The sequence below is a fragment of the Burkholderia metallica genome (assembly GCF_001718555.1).
Classification (GTDB): Bacteria; Pseudomonadota; Gammaproteobacteria; order Burkholderiales; family Burkholderiaceae; genus Burkholderia; species Burkholderia metallica.
Genome location: NZ_CP013402.1, coordinates 799,481 through 819,265 on the forward strand (window position 1 = coordinate 799,481; position 19,785 = coordinate 819,265).

General features: G+C 68.6%; 15 protein-coding genes. 6 read left to right on the forward strand and 9 right to left on the reverse strand.

The genetic code is table 11. The annotated features are described in order from the left end of the window. Positions 1-41: 41 nt before the first annotated feature. From WJ16_RS19405 to WJ16_RS19430, 6 genes are all read right to left on the reverse strand, one after another. A complete protein-coding gene (locus tag WJ16_RS19405) occupies positions 42-2,408 on the reverse strand; it encodes a GH92 family glycosyl hydrolase (RefSeq protein WP_157126823.1) in 2,367 nt (788 codons plus the stop codon). A gap of 258 nt (positions 2,409-2,666) precedes the next feature. Next, the gene (locus WJ16_RS19410; RefSeq protein ID WP_069258665.1) at positions 2,667-3,854 is read right to left on the reverse strand and encodes a YncE family protein; all 1,188 of its coding nucleotides are present in this window, start codon (positions 3,852-3,854) and stop codon (positions 2,667-2,669) included. Positions 3,855-3,982: 128 nt separating this feature from the next. Then, a complete protein-coding gene (locus WJ16_RS19415; RefSeq protein WP_069258666.1) occupies positions 3,983-5,485 on the reverse strand; it encodes a M81 family metallopeptidase in 1,503 nt (500 codons plus the stop codon). 169 nt (positions 5,486-5,654) lie between these two features. Beyond that, entirely contained in the window at positions 5,655-7,079 is a 1,425-nt protein-coding gene (locus tag WJ16_RS19420) for an aldehyde dehydrogenase family protein (RefSeq protein ID WP_069258667.1), read from the reverse strand. Positions 7,080-7,115: 36 nt separating this feature from the next. Further along, on the reverse strand, positions 7,116-8,513 hold the full coding sequence (locus WJ16_RS19425; RefSeq protein ID WP_069258668.1) for an aspartate aminotransferase family protein: 1,398 nt from the start codon (positions 8,511-8,513) through the stop codon (positions 7,116-7,118). 57 nt (positions 8,514-8,570) lie between these two features. Continuing rightward, the gene (locus WJ16_RS19430) at positions 8,571-9,944 is read right to left on the reverse strand and encodes an APC family permease (protein WP_069258669.1); all 1,374 of its coding nucleotides are present in this window, start codon (positions 9,942-9,944) and stop codon (positions 8,571-8,573) included. 251 nt (positions 9,945-10,195) lie between these two features. Between WJ16_RS19430 and WJ16_RS19435 the strand changes: the two genes are divergently transcribed. From WJ16_RS19435 to WJ16_RS19455, 5 genes are all read left to right on the forward strand, one after another. Further along, a complete protein-coding gene (locus WJ16_RS19435) occupies positions 10,196-11,290 on the forward strand; it encodes an AraC family transcriptional regulator (RefSeq protein ID WP_069258670.1) in 1,095 nt (364 codons plus the stop codon). 600 nt (positions 11,291-11,890) lie between these two features. Then, positions 11,891-12,607 (forward strand): ABC transporter permease, encoded by a 717-nt coding sequence (locus WJ16_RS19440; RefSeq protein WP_069258671.1) that lies wholly within the window; start codon positions 11,891-11,893, stop codon positions 12,605-12,607. Next, positions 12,604-13,515: a glycine betaine ABC transporter substrate-binding protein gene (locus WJ16_RS19445; RefSeq protein WP_069258672.1), complete on the forward strand. Its 912-nt coding sequence runs from the start codon at positions 12,604-12,606 to the stop codon at positions 13,513-13,515. Before WJ16_RS19440 ends, WJ16_RS19445 begins: the two co-directional genes overlap by 4 nt. Before the next feature lie 10 nt (positions 13,516-13,525). Further along, entirely contained in the window at positions 13,526-14,179 is a 654-nt protein-coding gene (locus WJ16_RS19450; protein ID WP_069258673.1) for an ABC transporter permease, read from the forward strand. Then, complete coding sequence (locus WJ16_RS19455; RefSeq protein WP_069258674.1) at positions 14,176-15,354, forward strand: ABC transporter ATP-binding protein; 1,179 nt, start codon at positions 14,176-14,178, stop codon at positions 15,352-15,354. The genes WJ16_RS19450 and WJ16_RS19455 overlap by 4 nt, the downstream gene beginning before the upstream one ends. Positions 15,355-15,407: 53 nt before the next feature. Here WJ16_RS19455 and WJ16_RS19460 read toward each other — a convergent pair whose 3' ends face one another. Continuing rightward, positions 15,408-15,782 (reverse strand): S26 family signal peptidase, encoded by a 375-nt coding sequence (locus WJ16_RS19460; RefSeq protein ID WP_069258675.1) that lies wholly within the window; start codon positions 15,780-15,782, stop codon positions 15,408-15,410. Between the two features lie 257 nt (positions 15,783-16,039). Here WJ16_RS19460 and WJ16_RS19465 point away from each other — a divergent pair, with 257 nt between their 5' ends. Then, entirely contained in the window at positions 16,040-17,020 is a 981-nt protein-coding gene (locus WJ16_RS19465; protein ID WP_069258676.1) for a bifunctional helix-turn-helix transcriptional regulator/GNAT family N-acetyltransferase, read from the forward strand. 130 nt (positions 17,021-17,150) lie between these two features. On the opposite strand, the gene WJ16_RS19470 is transcribed toward WJ16_RS19465, so the two are convergent. Next, the gene (locus WJ16_RS19470) at positions 17,151-18,341 is read right to left on the reverse strand and encodes a M20 aminoacylase family protein (protein ID WP_069258677.1); all 1,191 of its coding nucleotides are present in this window, start codon (positions 18,339-18,341) and stop codon (positions 17,151-17,153) included. Between the two features lie 79 nt (positions 18,342-18,420). Further along, on the reverse strand, positions 18,421-19,755 hold the full coding sequence (locus WJ16_RS19475; protein ID WP_069258678.1) for a DUF3100 domain-containing protein: 1,335 nt from the start codon (positions 19,753-19,755) through the stop codon (positions 18,421-18,423). Positions 19,756-19,785 lie beyond the last annotated feature (30 nt).

Sequence of the window (19,785 nt, forward strand, 5' to 3'; positions counted from 1 at the left end):
TCGACGACCCGCCGGCGATCGCCGCCTGCCTCCCGCACGCGCTATCGCGCGGCCGGCAACCTCCCCCACGCAGCCGGCGCATCGCCCAGCCCGAACGCAATCGCACCGCCGCTGGCAACCTGCGCGAAATCGACCCAGGTACTCGCCAGCGCGGCGCCGTTCAGCGTCGCGCGCTGCACGTAGACCGCCCCCGGGTTGTCGGTTTCGATCGTGAGCGTCTTGCCGTTGCCGAGCCGGATCGCCGCATGCGCGAACAGCGGGCTCGTCAGCGTGAAGCCGGGCACCGCCGGAATTTCCGGGTACAGGCCGAGCGCGGCCCAGACGAACCAGCCCGACGTCGCGCCTTCGTCGTCGTTGCCCGGCAGGCCGGACGCGGCCGTCGTGAACTGTTCGTCGAGGATCCGGCGCACGAGCGCCTGCGTCTTGTCGGGGCGGCTCGTCCAGTTGTAGAGCCACGGGGTCGCGAACGCAGGCTCGTTGCCGATCCACAGATGCGGGCTCTTCGAGCCGGCGTTCAGGTACGTGTTGAACGTGTCGAGCCGCGCGACGACCGCCGCGTCGCCGCCGAGCACGCCCATCAGCCCCGGAATGTCGAACGGCACCATCCACGTGTACTGCTCGACGTTCCCCTCGATCTCGTCGAACGCATTCGCGACCCAGCTGCCGTCGCGGTTGCGATCGGACAGGCGCGGCAGCGTCGCGCCGTTGCTGCCCGGCGCGGCCGGATCGATCACGTTCTTCCAGTTCGCCGAGCGCGCGAGCAGCGTCGCCGCGTTGCCCGTGTCGCCGAGCGCCTGCGCGAAGCGCGAGATCGCGTAGTCGGTCGCCGCGTATTCGAGCGTCGTCGACGCCGTGCCGCCGCTGTGGCTGCTGTCGACCCGGATCGACGCATCGGCCGGCAGGTAGCCGTACTTCCGGTACTCGGCGAGCCCCGGCAGCGCCGTGACGCCCCTGCACGCGGTGACGGCACCCGACGCGGTATCGAGCATGATCGACAGCGCCTTCTTCGCATCGAAACCCGTCGCGCCGTAAAGATAGCTCTGCGCGACGAGGATCGGCACGTTGTCGCCCGGCATCACGTCGCTGCTCGTATTGCCTTCGACCCATTTCGGGAACGCGCCGCCGCAGGTCCCGGCGTCGTCGACGAGCGACTGCATCATGTCGCTCGCGGCGGCCGGCTTCAGCCATGCGATCAGCGGCATCAGCGACCGGTAGGTGTCCCAGCTCGAGAACGTCGTGTAGTGGATGCGGTCCTTGCCCGCATTCGCGGTCTTCCCGCCCATCGTCGGGTAATCGCCGTTCACGTCGCTGAACACGCTCGGCGCAAGCAGCACGTGATACAGCGCGGTGTAGAACTTCTTCAGGTTGGCGGCGCTGCCGCCCGTTACCTGGATCGCATTGAGCGCGCCGTTCCAGGTCGCGTCGGCCTGCGCGGCGAGCTGGTCGAAGGTCTGCGTGCCGCTCTCGGCGTCGAGGTTCGCCTTCGCGTTCTGGACGCTGACGTACGAAATCCCGACCTTCATGTTCACCGTCGACGGCGCGCCGGACGATGCCGCGAACGTCAGCTGCGCACTGCCGCTGCCGAGCTTCGCGGTAAACGGCCGATCGACGCGTGCGTAGAAGTAGAGCTTGTACGTCTGCCCGCTGCTGCAGAAGCCGCCGCCCGTCATCGACCCCGACAGCGCTTGCGGGTCGTTCGGGTCCTGCGCGATCGTGCCGCCCCACGACGATGCATTGGTCTTCGCCGCGACGTTCAGTTGCCCGCGCTGCCCGGCCGGCCACACGAAACGCGCGGCGCCCGTCCGCAGCGTGGCGCTCAGTTCGGTGCGGATGCCGTTGTCGAACGTCACGCCGTAATAGCCGGGCCGCGCCGTTTCGTTCGCGTGCTTGAACGCGGCGGGGGCCGGCTGCCCCGCGACGGTCGGAAACACCGGCAGCGCGCCGCCTGCGCTGCAACCCACGCCGCTCAGGTGCGTGAGACTGAAACCCGTGATGCGGGTCTGGCTGTAGTGATAGCCGGGCGGGCTCCACGTGTTCGGCACGGACGGCGTGTCCGGCCCCCACTGGACCATCCCGGACGGCAGCGTCGCGGCCGGTGTCGTGAAACCGCCGAGCATGTCTTCAGGCGGCGATTCCGTGTTCGCGATATCGGGGACGAGGGGCGGCACCTGGTCGGAGCCGATCAGCGGATCGACGTATTGCGTCAGCTTCAGGTCGGCGGCGACGGCGGAAGCGGCCGGCACGTCGGGGGCGGCCGGCGCGGTGGCCTGCGGTTGCGTCGACGGGCTCGTCGACACCGCGCCCGCGGCACTCGGCGCCGGCGTGCCGTCCATCGAATCGCCGCCGCATCCCGCGGTCCCTGTCGCGACCATCATGGCCGCCACGATCCAGCGTGCATGGTGTTTCAACGTAGGCCTCCTGGTTCGGGATCGTTATGTCCTGCATTCCCAGGGGCTGACAGTGCCGCATCGCGTGTTTATTCACCACACGAAGTTTCCCGAATTTTCAGTTTGTTTAACTAAACAATTCGGGGTTAAGTGGCTTTGACTACATTTCTCCGCCATTTGTTGCGCTGCACCGGCGGCGCGCGGGACAAGACAGGCACGGGCGCCCGGCGAATCCGGGCGCCGCATGAAGCGGGAGGAACGGGACTGACCGGGGACGCGTCAGCGCGGCAACGTCCGCAACGACGAAGGCCCGCCCGTCAGCGCGATCCGCTTGCCCGTATCGCGCAGCTTGCCGCCGTCCACCGCATAGAGCGCGAGCTGTCGCTCGACGTTGAACTGCACGATCACGTGCCGGCTGTCGGCGGTAAACACGATGCCCTGCGCGGCTTCGCCGCCGGGCACCTCGCTCACCTTCACGGCCTGCCCGTTGCGGATCTCGAACAGCAGCACCTTGCCGAGCTTGCGGCGGCCCGGGTTGTCGGCCGTCAGGTTCGAACCGTCCATCGCCTGCACCGCGATCCACTTCCCGTCGGGCGAGATCGCGACGCCTTCCGGCAGCGACGGCACCGTCAGGTACTGGACCGTGCGGAACGGCACGCGCGACACGTCGATCAGCGCGACCGAATCGGCATCGCCCGCGAGCGTGCCCGTATAGCCCGGCAACCCCGCGAGCCCGACGTTGCTGACGACGGCCCAGCGGTTGTCGCTCGACACGTCGATCGTGTAAGGCGCGACGCCCGTGCTCAGGCGCGCGCCGCTGTCGGTCACCTTGCCGTCGTCGACGTTCAGCACCGCGACGCCCTGCTCGTCGCGCAGCGACACGAGCGCGTGCTTGCCGTCATGCGTGAAGCTGATCCCGGCCAGCCGCTTCTTGCCGATCTTCAGGCTGCCGTCGAGCGTCACGTGCGTGCCGTCGATGCGCAGGATCGACACGCTGCCGTCGACGTTCGCGACCAGCGCGAGCGTGCCCGAGCGGTCGATCGCAATGCCTTGCGGATGCGTGCCGAGCTCGATGCGCGCGATCGCGGGCGGCGCCGTGTCGAGGCTCACGACCTGCAGGAACGTGTCGAACACGAGCTGCTTCGCGGCCGTGTCGTAGCGCGTCGGCGCGCCGACGAGCGCGAGCTTCGCGTCGGGCGTGATCGCGACGGCCTGCGGCGGCCCCTGGATTCCGTTCTCGACGTCGACCTGCAGCGCGACCTTCGGCGGGAACGTGCTGGCGTCGAGCAGCGTCAGCGTGTCGGCCGGCGGCGATGCCGGAAAGGTGTCGCGGCCCTCGACGCGCTGGTATTTGCCGTCGTTGCCGGACACGATCCAGTCGGCGGCATGCGCGGCAACGGCGGTCGTGGCGAGGGTCAGCGCGGCGAGCAGGCGCGCGCTGCGCGCACGGAAAGGGTTCGAATGCATGGCGGTCGTTTTCTCCGGATTGGTTGCGGACGCAATGGATGGCTCGACCCTGCTGCCCGACGGGTCGATGCCATCGCATGATGCCCGAAAGCCGGCGAATCCGGCATCCTTCTCCCGGTTCCTTTCCGTCAATCGTTCCGGTGCGCGCCGCACGGCCACTCGCCGACGTCGTCGAGCGGATAGACGGGCCGCGCGAGCCGCTCGTAGCGGAACAGCCCGTAGTCCGACCCCGTCACGCCGCGGCTGTCGCATTCGACCAGCGCGGCCGCGATCGGCACGAACACCGGCCGACAATACATCCGCGACTTCAGCAGCAGGAAGCGCGCGCGGCGCGGATCGACGCCGACGCTCTCGAACACGCCGAGATCCCACGGCTCCTGCGTGCGCTCGGTGACGACCAGCGTGGCCGCGCCGATATCGAGCACGGCCGTGCGGCCCATGTATGCGCGCTGGCCAGTGTAGGTCGGCCCCGTGATCACATATTCGCCGTCGGTGAGCGCACGCACGATGCCGGTCGCGCGAAACGGCTCGCGCCGCACGCCGCCGTGCGACGGCATGCGGTTGCCGACCGGTAGCGTGACGCTCGCGCCGACGCCCGCGTCGATCAGCGCCGCGACCGCTTGCGGGTCGCACAGCGGCCCGCTGACGATCCCGTCGAGCCCGTGCGCAAGCGCCGCCTCGAGCAGATCCATCGTGTCGCACGGGCCGCCCGACATGCAGTTGTCGCCGTGATCGAGCATCAGCACGGGACGATCCGCGCCGCGCGCGAGCGTCGCGGCCTGCGCGACCGATTCGCCGAGCGGCGCGCTGCGATAGACGAATGCGTCACGTTCGTCCCAGATCTGCCGCGCGATGCGCTCGGCCACCGCGTCGGCCGCGGCGCGGTCGCCATCGGCCACCACGACCACGCTGATGCACGGCGCCGGAATGTCCGCGAGCGAGAAGCCGGGCAGCACCGATACTGCGAGCATCCCGTCGGCCTCGGCCGCGCGCGCGGCCTCCACCGCGCGCCGCATCGCGCCTTCCGCGCTCGCGCTGCGCAGCGTCGACGTCATCAACGGCGGCTGCCTCCACGCGAGCACCGGCCGCGCGCGGCCGTGCAGCCGGTCGAGCAGCACGCGCGCCGCGTGCTCGCCCGTTTCGTACATGTCGACGTGCGGATAGGCCTTGAAACTGACGATCACGTCCGCGTGATCGATCATCTTCTGCGTGACGTTCGCGTGCAGGTCGAGTGCGACCGCGATCGGCGCATCGGGCAGCGCCGCGCGCACGCGCTCGAGCAGGTCGCCCTCGCCGTCCGCGCTCGCCTCGGCGACCATCGCGCCGTGCAGGTCGAGCATCACCGCGTCGCAGCCGGGCGCGGCCGCGACGATCGCATCGCAGATCGCCGCATACGCGTCCGCCGCGACGGGCCCGCTCGGATTCGCGGCCGCCGACACGGGCGTCACGATCGCGGCGCCTTCGCGCGCGGCCGCGTCGAGAAACGCGGCCATCGCGGTGCGCATTCCGCGATTCGTGCGATACGCGTCGTCGCCCCAGTCGGGGCCGTTGCGGCCAAACGCGGCAAGCGGTGTCGGCACCGGCGAGAACGTGTTGGTCTCGTGGTTCATCCGCGCGATCAGGATCTTCATCGCGCACGCCCCTTCGCGAGCGCCGCCGCATCGTGCATGCCCTCGGTCGTCTTCGTCGTCCGCATCGTCGCATTCCTCTCAATCGTTCAGGCGATCCATCGATCCATCGGTGAAAGGCGCGCGGCGCGCCGCAGCACGCCGTCGCCGGGCAGGCGCATCCGCGCGTCGCTCAAGCGTACCCCGTCGTGCCCTTCGTCTCCAGATATTCGACGAGGCCGAACTCCGCGTACTCGCGGCCGTTGCCCGAGCGCTTGTAGCCGCCGAACGGCGCGGCCGGATTCCACGGCGGGTAGTTGATGTGGACGTTACCGACCCGCAGCCGCGCCGCCACCCTGCGCGCACGCTCGACATCCTTCGACTGCACGTACGCCGCGAGCCCGTAGACCGAATCGTTCGCGAGCGCGACGGCCTCGTCCTCGGTTCGGTACGTCATGATCGCGAGCACCGGCCCGAAGATCTCCTCGCGCGCGATCGTCATGTCCGGCGTGACGTTCGAGAAGACCGTCGGCCGCACGTAGAAGCCGTCGCCGAGCCCGTCCGGCCGCCCGGGGCCGCCGGCGACGAGTGTCGCGCCCTCTTCGATCCCGAGCCGGATGAAGTGCTGGATGCGATCGAACTGCGTGCGGCTGACCACCGGCCCGATACCGGTTTCCGTCGAACGCGGATCGCCGACGACCGTGCGTTCCGCCTCCCGCCGCGCGGCCTGCTCCGCCTGCGCGAGATGGTCGACGTGCACGAGCATGCGCGTCGGCGCATTGCACGACTGGCCGCTGTTGCTGAAACAGCTGCGCACGCCGCGCGTGACCGCATCGTCGATGTCGGCATCGGGCAGGATCAGGTTCGGGCTCTTGCTGCCGAGTTCCTGGTGGACGCGCTTCACCGTATCGGCGGCCGCCTTCGCGACTTCGACACCCGCGCGCGTCGACCCGGTGAACGACACCATGTCGACGTCCGGATGCCGCGACAGCGCGTCGCCCACTTCATGCCCGTAGCCGTGCACGAGGTTGAACACGCCGGGCGGCACGCCGGCTTCGTGCAGGATCTCCGCGAACAGGATCGCGCTGAACGGCGCGATCTCGCTCGGCTTGAGCACCATCGTGCAGCCGGCCGCGAGCGCCGGCGCGACCTTGCACACGATCTGGTTGATCGGCCAGTTCCACGGCGTGATCAGCGCACACACGCCGATCGGTTCGTGCGACACCAGCAGCGAATCGGTCTGCGTACTGAAGCGGAACGACTGCAGCGCGCGGATCGTCTGTTCGAGATGCGCGGTGCCGACCGCGGCCTGCATCGCGCGCGCGAACGCGATCGGCGCGCCCATCTCCTGGCTGATCGCCTGCGCGACCTCCTCGTAGCGGCGCTGGTAGATTGCGAGCACGCGCCGCAGCAGCGCGACGCGCTCGGCCACCGGCCAGCGCGCATACATGTCGAATGCCCGCTTCGCCGCGCCGACCGCCTGGTCGGCATCGGCCGCACCGCCGATCCTGAGCTGCGCATACGGCCGCGCGGTGGCCGGGTCGATCACGTCGATCGCCCGCGCATCGGCCGGATCGAGCCACTGGCCGTCGATATAGGATTGTTGCGAGGTTCGCATCGAATGCTCCTGAGGTGTTGGATGCCGGTGTCGCGCTCAGCGCGTCGCGCGTGCGAAGGTGTCGACGAGGATGTCGCGGATCTGCGCGACGAACCAGACGATCTCGTCGCGCGACATCACGAGCGGCGGCGAGAACTGCAAGATCGGCGTGCCTTCATGATCGACGCCGGCGCGGCACAGCAGCCCCGCGTCGAAGATCGCGGGCGCGAGCAGCGTCGACACGAACGCCTGCGCGCTGATGCCCGCCGCCCAGCGCCGCGCGGCCTTGTCAGTCACGAGTTCGAGCGAGTAGTGGTAGCCGTCGCCGCGCACGTCGCCCACGCACGGCAGTTCGAGCAGCCCGTCGAGCGCCTGGCGGAATACCGCTTCGTTATTGCGCACGTTCTCCAGCACCCCTTCGCGCGCCATGATCGCGAGGTTCGCGAGCGCGGCCGTGCACGCGACCGGGTGGCCGCCGTACGTCGCGCCGTGCAGGAACATCTGCTGCGGGCCGTCGAGCACCGTGTCGACGACCGCATCGCTCGCGATCACGCCGCCGAGCGGCACGTAGCCCGACGCGATGCCCTTTGCGAACGTGATGATGTCCGGCTTCAGCCCGTAGCGCGCCGACCCGAAGTATTCGCCGAGCCGGCCGAACCCGCAGATCACTTCGTCCGCAACGAGCAGCACGCCGTGCCGGTCGCAGATGTCGCGCAGCCCGGCCGCATACCCTGCCGGCGGCGTCAGGCTGCCGCCCGCGTTCTGCAGCGGCTCGACGACGATCGCGGCGACGGTGTCCGGCCCTTCCTGAACGATCAGCGACTCGATCTCGTCGAGCAGGTGGCGCGTGAACTGCGCTTCCGTCTCGCCTGCGGGGCGCCCGTAGCGCTTCGTGTTGCCCACATGCCGCACGCCCGACATCAGCGGCTCGAAGTGCTTGCGGAAGTTCGTCATCCCGTTCAGCGCGAGTGCGCCGAACGACGTGCCGTGATACGCGACGCGCCGCGCGATGAACTTGCGCCGCTGCGGCTCGCCGCGCGACTGGTGATACTGGCGCACCAGCTTGATCGCCGCTTCGTTCGACTCCGAGCCGCTCGACGTGAAGAACACGCGGTTCAGGCCGTCCGGCGCGAGCGCCGCGAGCTGCTGCGCGAGCCGGATCGCCGGCTCGTGGCCGTAACCCCAGTTGGTCGCGAACGGCAGCCGCACCATCTGCTCGCGGATCGCGTCGCCGATTTCCGCACCGTGGCTGTAACCGACCTGCACGCAATACAAGCCGGCCAGCCCGTCGAAGTAACGCTTGCCGTTGCGATCGACGAGCCAGCAGCCTTCGCCGCGGTCGAACACGGTCAGTGCGTGGTCGCGATACGCATCGGCGTGCGTGAAGTGCATCAGCAGGTGGCGTTTGCCGATGGCCTGCAGGTCCGCATCGAGATTGACGTCGAGAGCGTTCATGGATGATTCCTCCTTCAGGGTTTCAGAGCCGGCGGCCGGCGGCCGGCCACCGGTCATTCAATTCATCGACAGCGTCGGCGCCGGGCGCGTGAAGCCGCGCGTCAGCCACACGAGCTGGCAGAGGCCGAGCACGAGCCAGCCGATGCCGACGTAGAACGTCTGGCGCGACAGCCCCGACCACAGCCACACGTTCATTGCAAAGCCGATCGCCGGCATCGCGCCGAACGTGATCCAGCCCGCGAAACGGCGATGCTCGGGCCGGCCCAGATAGCTGCGCATCACGCACAGGTTCACGATCGCGAACGCGACGAGCGCGCCGAAGCTGATCATCGTCGACGCGAGATCGAGCGTGATGAACAGTGCGGACAGCGACACGACGCCGACCGCGAGCGTCGCGCGCAACGGCGTGCGCAGCCGCGCATGCAGATGGCCGAACACGCATTCGGGCAGCACGCGGTCGCGGCCCATCGCGAACAGCACGCGCGTCACGCTCGCCTGCCCGGCCATCGCGCTCGCGAAGCAGCCGGCCACGTACACCGCGACGAAAAACGCCGCCAGCGTGCCGCCGCCGACGCGCCGCATCAGGTCGAGGCTGGCCGAATCGAGATCCTTGAACGCGTGCCAGTCGGGAAACACCACCTGCCCGACGTACGCGATCAGCATGAACAGCGCGCCGCTCGCGAGCGTGCAGAGCAGGATCGCGCGCGGCACCGTGCGCTTCGGCTCGCGCGTTTCCTCCGACAACGTGGTGACCGCATCGAAGCCGAGGAACGACAGGCACAGGATCGCGGAGCCGGCGAAGATCGCGCGCGCATCGCCCGACGACGGCAGCGCAACGGCCATCGACAGCCCTTCGCCGGCCGCGACCCGCGCCGATGCGACGACGAAGATCGCGATGAACACGAGCTGGCTCGCGATCAGGATCAGGTTCACGCGATTGACGAGCCGGATGCCGACGATGTTCAGCCCGGTGATCAGCGCGATGCTGCCGACGATCCACACGCTGGCCGGCACCATCGGGAAAATCTGTTTCATGTAGATGCCGATCGCGAGGTAGCTGATCATCGGGATGAACAGGTAGTCCATCAGCAAGGCCCAGCCGACCATGAAGCCGGCCGACGTGCCGAAGTTGCGGCTCGCGAACGTATAGGCGGAGCCGGCGCTCGGCATCAGCCGCGCCATGTGGCCGTAGCTGCGCGCGGTAAACAGCATCGCGACCAGCGTGACCGCGTACGCGGCCGTCAGGTGCCCGTTCGTCTCGCTCGTCACGATGCCGTAGGTCGTGAATACCGTCATCGGCAGCATGTATGCGAGGCCGAAGATCACCAGCGTCGCGAGGCCGAGCAGGTGCGGCTTGCGGCGTGCGTGCATCCCGCCGAAGTCGTTCGTCGCGGCGGCCGATGCGTATCGACCCGGGCTGTCGTTGTCCATGCTGTCCTCACGTGGGTGGCGTTCACGGCGTCAACACTCGTTCGCCCGGCGCGGCCGGCGGCGCACGAGTGGAACAAAGTGTGGTGCGCCAAAAAATCGGCCACGAATGAGAAAAGCGGACGTAATGGAGGGATATTTCCGGACATGTCGCCGCGCGTCGCGCCGGCAAGTCATGCATGGTGCTGTGCGGCACTGGCGTTTTCCGGACATTCCGGCTATGTTCTACGCGCCCCCATCGCCCCGCCAGCACCATGAACCGCCGCGCCCATCCAGACCAGAGCCGCGCCGAACGCCGCCTGCGTTCGTCGCTCGGCCTCGCGCGTCCGGCCGGGCGCCAGGAGGACATTCCCGCCACCGTCCACGCGATCGCGGTCGCGCTCGACGAGTGCCGCGTGCGGCATATCGACAGCGCCGCGCTGCTCGAAGGCACGGGACTCGGCGCGGACGAAGTCGCGTCGCCGAACCTGCACGTGAATCGCGGCCAGGAGCAGCGTTGCTTTCGCAACCTGCTGCGGTGCAGCGGCGTGCCGTCGATCGGGCTGTCGATCGGCGCGCGGCTGCACGTGTCGACGCTCGGCCTCGCCGGCTACGCGATGCTGATCAGCAGCTCCGTGCTGCAGGCATTCCGGTGCATGAGCCAGTTTCCGCTGTTCATGGGGCTGTATTTCGACGTGCGCGTCGACGCGCACGAAGGCGGCATGAGCGTGACCATCAGCCGCTACAACGGCGAGCCCGACCTCGAGGTGTTCCAGGTCGACATGTGCCTGTCGAGCCTGCGGCTCATCGTGTCCGACCTCGTCGGCAAGCCGGTGTGGCCCGCGCAGTTGCAGCTCGCCCGCCGCACGCCGCGCAACGCGGCCGACTACGCCAGCCACTTCGGCTGCCCGGTCGTGTTCAACGCGGGCGACAACCGTCTCGTGTTCACGTCCGTGAACGGCACGGAAGCGCCGCGCCTCGCGAACGAAGTCAGCTTCAACGCGCTGCACGGCCAGTGCGAGGTGCTCGAACGGCAGTGGGCCGCGTCGGTCGGCACGCGCTTCGCCGACCGCGCGAAGGAACTGATGGCGCGCGACCTCACGCGTTTCAAGTCGATGACGTCGCTCGCGCGCGCACTGCATCTGACGGAACGCACGCTGCGCAGGCGGCTCGACAAGGACGGCATCACGTTTCAGTCGCTGCTCGACGACGTGCGCCGCGACGAAGCCGTGCGCCTGCTCGACGACCCCACGCTGACGGTCGCCGCGATCGCCGAACGGCTCGGCTACAGCGAGCCGCGCAGCTTCCGTCACGCGTACCGGCGCTGGACCGGCAGGACGCCGCGCGCGGACGCGGCGGGCGACGCATGAACCGGACGCGCTAGCGCTTCGACGACGCATGCAGCCAGATCGGCCGGATCATCGGTATCCAGACCACAGCGTTATCTTATGATTCGCACATCGAATCATTTTCCTCGGCATGCCGGTGCGATCCGCTTCGCGATCACCGCTTGACCGGCAACGCATCGCCGCGATCGCTCCCCACGGTAGACGCGATCCATCGATTGTTCTATACTCGCCCCAACTTCATCACAAAACGCATGATCTCGTGCGCAACGTGATGCCATTTCGCACTTCGTTGCGCATGCATCCGTTTCGCCACGTCAAAGGGGCCTCCGGTCCCAGCGGTCGGTTTCGAGCCGCCCGCATCCATGCCGTCTTCACAGGACGGTGCCCTGCTCGAACGCGCCTCGCCGTTACGGCGCCGCCGGGCTGAACATGACAATCAGACGAACGCAGCATTGCGTTCACTCGACCGCCAGTCGCACCTCGTTGCGGCCGGCAGGACTGTTTCCGTCAGTTCAAATCGCGGCCATGCCGGGATCACGAACTTCCATCGCGGCGCCATCCGGCGTCCACGCGGCGCGCGCCTGCGCGAGTGCCGCACCGAGATCGAGGAGGCGTATCTACATGACTCGACGCACTGTCCAGCTGGTGGGCAGCCTGATGGCCATCATCCTGGTCGGATGGGCTTTGGCGCGCGGTATCGGCGCCGACACGTTCCGCCAGCGCGCGGACGATCTCGCGTACTACGCGGGCCAGCACATGCTGCTGGTCTTCTATTCGATGGCGCTGGCCATCGTCGTGGGCGTGCCGGCCGGCGTGCTGCTGAGCCGCCCGCGCTTTCAGCATCAGGCCGAGCGCTTCATGCAGGTGTTCAACATCGGCAACACGATCCCTTCTCTCGCGGTGCTGGCCATCGCGCTCGGCATCTTCGGGATCGGCAACGTGCCCGCGATCGTCGCGCTGTTCCTCGCGTCGCTGCTGCCCGTCACGCGCAATGCGTACGAAGGCATGAAGAACGTGCCGGCCGCGCTGCGCGAAGCGGCCAAAGGCATCGGCATGACGGGCTGGCAGTCGCTCGTGCGCGTGGAATTGCCCAATGCGCTGCCGATCATCGTCGGCGGCGTGCGCACCGCGCTCGCGATCAACGTCGGCACCGCGCCGCTCGCGTACCTGATCGGCGCGGACAGCCTCGGCTCGCTGATCTTCCCCGGCATCTACCTCGACAACCAGCCGCTGCTGCTGCTCGGCGCGTCGCTCACCGCGATCCTCGCGCTCGTGCTGGACGGCATCGTCGCGGCCGGCAGCCGCCACTGGCTCGCACGCCACGGAGGAACGGCATGATGCTTCACCGCACCCTTCGATATCTCGCACGCCTGTGCGCCGCCGGCGCGCTGTGCGTCGCGGCCGGCACGCCCGCATTCGCCGCGAAGCTCGTGCTCGGTGCAAAGAACTTCACCGAGCAATACGTGCTCGCGGAGCTCACGTCGCAGTACCTGCGCTCGCGCGGCTACGACGTGGAAGTCCGCTCGGGCCTCGGCAGCACGCTCGCGCGCAGTGCGCTGGAAAACGGCCAGTTCGACCTGATGTGGGATTACACGGGCACGGCCGCGCTGGTCTACAACAAGATCCAGGACAAGCTGTCGCCCGAAGACATGTACCGGCGCGTCAAAGCGCTCGACGTGCCGCGCGGGCTCGTGTGGCTCGACGCGTCGCCGCTCAACGACACCTACGCGATCGGCCTGCCGAGCCAGCTCGCGCAGGCGACCGGCATCCGCACCGTATCGCAGCTCGCCGAGCACCTGAAGACCGATCCGGCCGCGAAGCATTACGTATTCGGCATGGACGCGGAATTCGCGAACCGCCCCGACGGCCTGAAGCCGCTGCTCGCCGCCTACGGGATGCAGTTCAGCCGCGCGCAGTTGAAGCAGATGGACCCTGGGCTCGTCTACACGGCGCTGCACAACAATCAGCTGAAGATCGGCCTCGTCTACACGACCGACGGGCGCGTGAAGGGCTTCGGCATCGTGCCGCTCGAGGACGACAAGCACTTCTTCCCGCCGTACAACGCGACGCCCGTGGTGCGCAAGGGCACGCTCGAGCGCAACCCGAAGCTCGCGGCGCAGCTCAACGCGCTGTCGGCCGCGCTCGACAACGACGCGATGCAGGCGATGGCGAAGGCGGTCGACCTCGACGGCAAGTCGCCGCGCGACGTCGCCGACGCGTTCCTGCGCACCCATTCGCTACCGTGAAGGAGACCCGATGAGCGTATTCGACTATCTCGCATCGAGCTGGCCCGAGCTGCTGCAGCTCACGCTGCAGCACGTGTGGCTCGTCGCGATCGCCGTGGGCTGCGCGATCGTCGCGGGCGTACCGCTCGGCATCCTGATCAATCGCCACGACTGGCTCGCCGGCCCGCTGCTCGGCGTCGCGACCCTCGTGCTCACGCTGCCGTCCATCGCGCTGTTCGGCCTGATGATCCCGATCTTCTCGCGCTTCGGCCAGGGTATCGGCGCCGCGCCCGCGATCACGGCCGTGTTCCTGTACTCGCTGCTGCCGATCATGCGCAACACCTACCTGGCGCTGCACAACGTCGATGCGGGCATCAAGGAAGCGGGCACCGGCATCGGCATGACCGCGTGGCAGCGCCTGCGCCTCGTCGAACTGCCGCTGGCGGTGCCGGTGATTCTTGCGGGCGTGCGCACCGCGGTCGTGATGAACATCGGCGTGATGACGATCGCCGCCGTGGTCGGCGCGGGCGGGCTCGGCACGCTGATCCTGCGCGCGATCGGCCAGAGCAGCATGATGAAACTGCTGGTGGGCGCGGTGCTCGTGAGCCTGCTCGCGATCGTCGCCGACCGGCTGCTGCAGATCCTGCAGCGTGCATTGACACCGAAGGGAGTGCAGAAGACATGATCGAACTCGACCAACTGACCAAGACCTTCACGCGCAAGGACGGCCAGGCCGTACGCGCGGTCGACTCGGTGAGCCTGTCGGTGCCCGAGGGAGAAATCTGCGTGTTTCTCGGCCCGTCGGGCTGCGGCAAGACCACCACGCTGAAGATGATCAACCGGCTCATCGCCGCCACTTCGGGCCGCGTGCTCATCAACGGCGAGGACACGGCGGGGCTCGACGAAGTCGACCTGCGGCGCCACATCGGCTACGTGATCCAGCAGATCGGCCTGTTCCCGAACATGACGATCGAGGAAAACATCACCGTCGTGCCGCGCCTGCTCGGCTGGGACAAGAAGCGCTGCGCCGAACGCGCGCGCGACCTGATGTCGATGGTCGCGCTCGATCCGAAGCTGTACCTGAAACGCTATCCGCGCGAGCTGTCGGGCGGGCAGCAGCAGCGCATCGGCGTGATTCGCGCGCTGGCCGCCGATCCACCCGTGCTGCTGATGGACGAGCCGTTCGGCGCGGTCGACCCGATCAATCGCGAATCGATCCAGAACGAGTTCTTCCAGATGCAGCGGCAACTGAACAAGACCGTGATCATGGTCAGCCACGATATCGACGAAGCGATCAAGCTCGGCGATCGCATCGCCGTGTTCCGGCGCGGCCGGCTCGTGCAATACGATCATCCCGACACGCTGCTCGCACGCCCGCGCGATGAATTCGTCGCGCAGTTCGTGGGCCAGGACAGCACGCTCAAGCGGCTGCTATTGGTAAAGGCCGGCGACGCCGCCACGCAGCCCGAAACGGCCCGGGTCGATACGCCGCTCGCGCATGCGCTGGCGGTAATGGACGAAACCGACTGCCGCTACCTGACCGTGCTCGACGACGCGGGCCGCGCGCTCGGCTACGTGACGCGCCGCGCGGCGCGCACCGACGGCGGCGGCGTGTGTGGCGAACGCGTGACGCCGTTCCCGGCGGGCGTCGCGGCGGACGACAACCTGCGCATCGTACTGTCGAAGATGTACCAGTACAGCGCGTCGTGGATGCCGGTGCTCGACCCGGACGGCGTGTGGCTCGGCGAGATCACTCAGGACTCGATCGCCGCGTACCTGAGCTCGGGCCGCTCGCGCCGGCAAACGGGCCAGCCGCCCGGCAGTCCTGTCGAAGCGGTCGCGGCAACCGCCCCGCACTGAGCCGTTTGCGGGCCGGTGCGTCGGTGCACCGGCTGCGGGACTCGAAGCGGGACTCAGCGCACCGGCGTGCGGACTTTCCCGTCGACCTTCAGCGTGCGGCGGTCGTGCGCGGCTTCGTATTCGACCGTCTGCGCGGGCGTGACGGCACCGTACGATCGGCCGTTCACGTAGACGGTGCCGCCGCGCAGCTCGACCCGGTCGCCGTCGACCGTCGCGGTGGCCCGTTCGCCCTGCAGCACCGCGCCCGAGCAACCGGCGGTCGAAAAGCTGCGGACCGACGTGCCCGGCATCGCGGCGATCCCGCCCTGCTCCGCCACCTGCGCCGCGCTGCAAGGCGGCGCATCGAGGCTGCCGGCAGCGTAGACCGCGCCGGCGCTGATCCCGCATCCGGCAAGCAACGCAATCGTCATCGGCTTCAGATTGTTCATGGTGCGCTCCGTTGTCCGCGGCCGCGGATCGATGACCGGCCGACGCCCTCGCTCGTATTGAATGGCAGGCCGGCCGGATACACCCAGTATGCGTCCGATTCGCGGCGCGCCGCCATCGGCGCCAGTACCACTCCGGCCCTCGCGATACGCCGCCGCCGGCCTGCGGAAGCAGCGCCCCGACCCCATGAAAATCCACCTTGCTCAAGTTGCGACCCGCAACTATTATTGATTGCGATCCGCAACCTTTCGGGCCCACCATGGACCTCATCGACGCTCCCGCCAAGCCTCGCGACGCCACCATCCTCGAGTTGCGCGACTTCTCCCGCAAGCTGGTTCGCGAGCTCGGCTTCATGCGCGCGACGCTGGCCGACAGCGACTGGGCGCCTTCGGCCGTGCACGCGATCCTCGAGATCGGGACGTCGCCCGGCATCAACGCCCGCGATCTGGCCAACATCCTGCGGCTGGACAAATCGAACACGAGCCGGCAACTCGCGCGGCTCGAGGCGGCCGGTATCGTCGAACGGCGCGTGTCGAGCGACGATGCGCGCGCGACCGAGCTGTACCTGACCGCCGACGGCAAAAAGCTCCAGAAACGAATCGACACGTTCGCGACGGATCAGGTGTCGAATGCATTGCGCCGCATGATGCCGGCCGATCAGCAGGCGCTGCTGCGCTCGCTCGCGCTGTATGCCGATGCCCTCGCACGGGACAACGCCGCGAAGGCGCCCGCCGCGGCGCCCGCTGCGCCGTCGATTCGCGAAGGCTACCAGCCGGGCTGCATCGGCGATATCGCGAGCCTTCACGCGCGCTTTTATTCGGAGCACTGGGGATTCGGCGCCTTTTTCGAAAAGCAGGTGGCGACCGGACTGGCCGAATTCGCCGGCAGGCTGCCGGCCGACGGCAAGGCGCTCTGGCTGTTCCAGGAAGACGGGCGGACACTCGCGTCGCTCGCCATCGACGGCGATCCGGCAACGGGCGTCGCGCACCTGCGCTGGTTCATCGTGAACGATGCGTTGCGCGGGTCGGGCGTCGGCCGCCGGCTCATGACGGAAGCCATGCGCTTCGTCGACGCGCACCGGTTTCGCGAGACCTACCTGTGGACGTTCAAGGGGCTGGATGCGGCGCGCCATCTGTACGAGTCGTTCGGCTTCACGCTGACGAGCGAAGCCGCGGGCACGCAATGGGGAACCGAGGTGATCGAGCAGCGTTTCAGCCGGCCGGGGCCGTCGGGCGGTTAACCGGTTCCGAGCCGGATGTCATCGAGTGTGCGCTGCCCATCCCGCTCCCCGGCAAGCAACTGAAAGAACGTATTCCACGAGCGCCACCGATACCGGGATCACCCCGGCGGCGCTCGCCAGTCTCGCCCCCCTACCGCCCCAACACCCGCTCCACCAGCCTCACGAAATAACTCGCGCCCACCGGCAGCAACGCATCGTTGAAGTCGTAACTGGCGTTATGCAGCAGGCAAGGCCCGCCGCCATGCCCATGCACGCGATGGTCGCCTACCCCGTTCCCGAGGAATGCATAACAACCCGGCTTCTCGCGCAGCATGAACGAGAAGTCCTCCGCCGCCATGGTCGGATCGACGGCGGCATTCACATGCGCGTCGCCCACCAGCTCGCGCATCACCGCCACCGCCACGGCCGTCTGCTCGGCGTCGTTCACGGTAGCCGGATACTGGCGCTCGAAATCCACGTCGCTCTCGCAATCGAAAGCCGCGGCCGTCGCGGCCACCACGGCGCGCATGCGCGTCTCGATCAGGTCGAGCGTCGCATCGGAGAAAGTCCGCACCGTGCCGCCGAGCCACGCATCGGTCGGCACCACGTTCATCGCCTCGCCCGCATGCACCTGCGTGACCGACAGCACCGCGCCGTCGATCGGATTCCGGTTGCGCGTGACGATCCCCTGCAGGGCATTCAGCACCTGCCCCGCCGCGAATACCGGATCGCGGCCCAGATGCGGCATGGCCGCGTGGCAGCCGGCACCGCGCAAGTTGATCCGGAACAGGCTGGTCGACGCCATCAGCGGCCCCGGCCGCACCGCGAAATCGCCGGCCGCGATGCCGGGCCAGTTGTGCAGCCCGAACACGGCATCCACCGGGAAACGCTCGAACAGGCCGTCCTCGATCATCGCGCGCGCGCCGCCGCCCGACTCCTCCGCCGGCTGGAAGAACAGCTGCACGGTGCCGTCGAACTCGCCATGGCGCGCCAGATGGCGCGCGGCCCCCAGCAGCATGGCGGTATGCCCGTCGTGGCCGCACGCATGCATCGCGCCGGGCACCGTCGAGCGATGCGCGAACGTGTTGGCCTCCTGCACGGGCAGCGCATCCATGTCGGCGCGCAGGCCGATCGCGCGCGCGCTGCCGCCGCGCTTCAACGTGCCGACCACGCCGGTGCGGCCGACGCCGCGCGTGACGGCATAACCCCATTGCTCGAGCCGCTCGGCAACGAGTTCGGCGGTGCGGAACACGTCGTAGCCCACCTCGGGATGGGCATGGATATCGCGGCGTATCGCCGTCAGTTCGTCGGCGTGCGCGACGATGGAATCGATCAGTTTCATGCGGATAGAAGCGCTTTTGTCGGTCGTCACGACGCGGCGGCGTGCCGGTCCATGCCGGCCGCCGCCGCGCCGCGAGGCATCAGATATGGAACAGCTGCGCCACCAGGGTCGCGCCGATGAAGGTGCCGGCATTGGCCACGAAGGACACCAGCACGATGCGCCAGCCGAGCCGGCGAAAGGCCGGGATGTCCTTGGCGATCGACAGCCCCGCGAACACCAGCATCGGCGTGGTGACCCCGAGGAAATCGTTGTGCGAGCTGAGCGCGGCGATCTGCGACGCCCACGGGCACCACGGCGAGGTCAGGAACATCGCCACCACCGACACCCAGCAGACCGCCGGAATCCGCCGCCCCGTCACGCGCGCCAGCGCATCGCCGACGATCGTCGCGCACACCATGATCGCGATTCCCGGCAGTCCCGCCAGCGGTGTCGTGCCGTGCGCGATCCAGTCGCACACCAGCGCCATCGCGGCCGTCACGATCCAGGCCAGCAGCTTGCCGCCGTAGCCGAGCGCGGGCGCCTCGGTCCGCACGTCGCCCAGCGACGGGCTGGCCGCTTCGGGCTGCGCCGACGCCTTGGTGGTGCGGCCGATCAGCGGCTCCAGCACGCGATAGCCCCAGACCGCGAGCGGCAGCGAGATGAACAGCGTGAAGTAGGTACCGATGGTGGTGGTGATCAGGTTGCTGGCCGCGGCGAAGGCGAGCACCGATTTCGCCGTCTCCGGGTCCTGCTGCGCGGCGATCGCGCCCGAAGCGGCCGCCATCATGCTGCCCGAGCCGACGCCCGAGCCCATCGCCAGCGCGAGCGGATCGAAGATGCCGAGGCTGCTCACGAAACCCGCGAACACGGCGATGAACACCGCGCCGAACACGGTGCCGGTCAGGTACTCGGCCAGCACGCCGCGGCCCTCGGCCGAATCCATGCCGTACTTCTCGCCGATGATCGCCAGGCTCGGCTCGCGGCCCACCGAGAAGGTCGCGCCGATCGCCTCGCGCTTGATGCCGAGCAGCAACGCGAGCGGCAGGCCGAGCAGGATGGTGCCGACGAAGTGGCCGAATTCCTGAAAGGCCAGCGCCCAGCCCGCCGACGCCAGCTTGGGCAGCGCGCTGCCCACCATCAGCCCGAGCTTCGAGACGAACAGCAGCAGCGCCGGCTGCAGGATCGCGGCCGCGAAGAACTGGTCGGGTACGCTCAGGCGCGCGCGGCTGTTCCAGCGCGCGCTGGCCAGCCCCACCGCGGCGCCGAGCAGCAGCGCCCAGATCATCGGCAGCAGCACGACCTTGCCCGGTCCGAGCTTGAACGTGAACGAGCCGATCCACTCGGCAACCAGCAAGATGCCGGCCGCGTAAAGCAACACCTTGGCGGTGGCCGCGCCGCCCAGCTCGCGGCGTTCGATACCCAGTGCGTGTTCCATGACGAGTCTCCCCTTGAAGCCCGGCTGCCG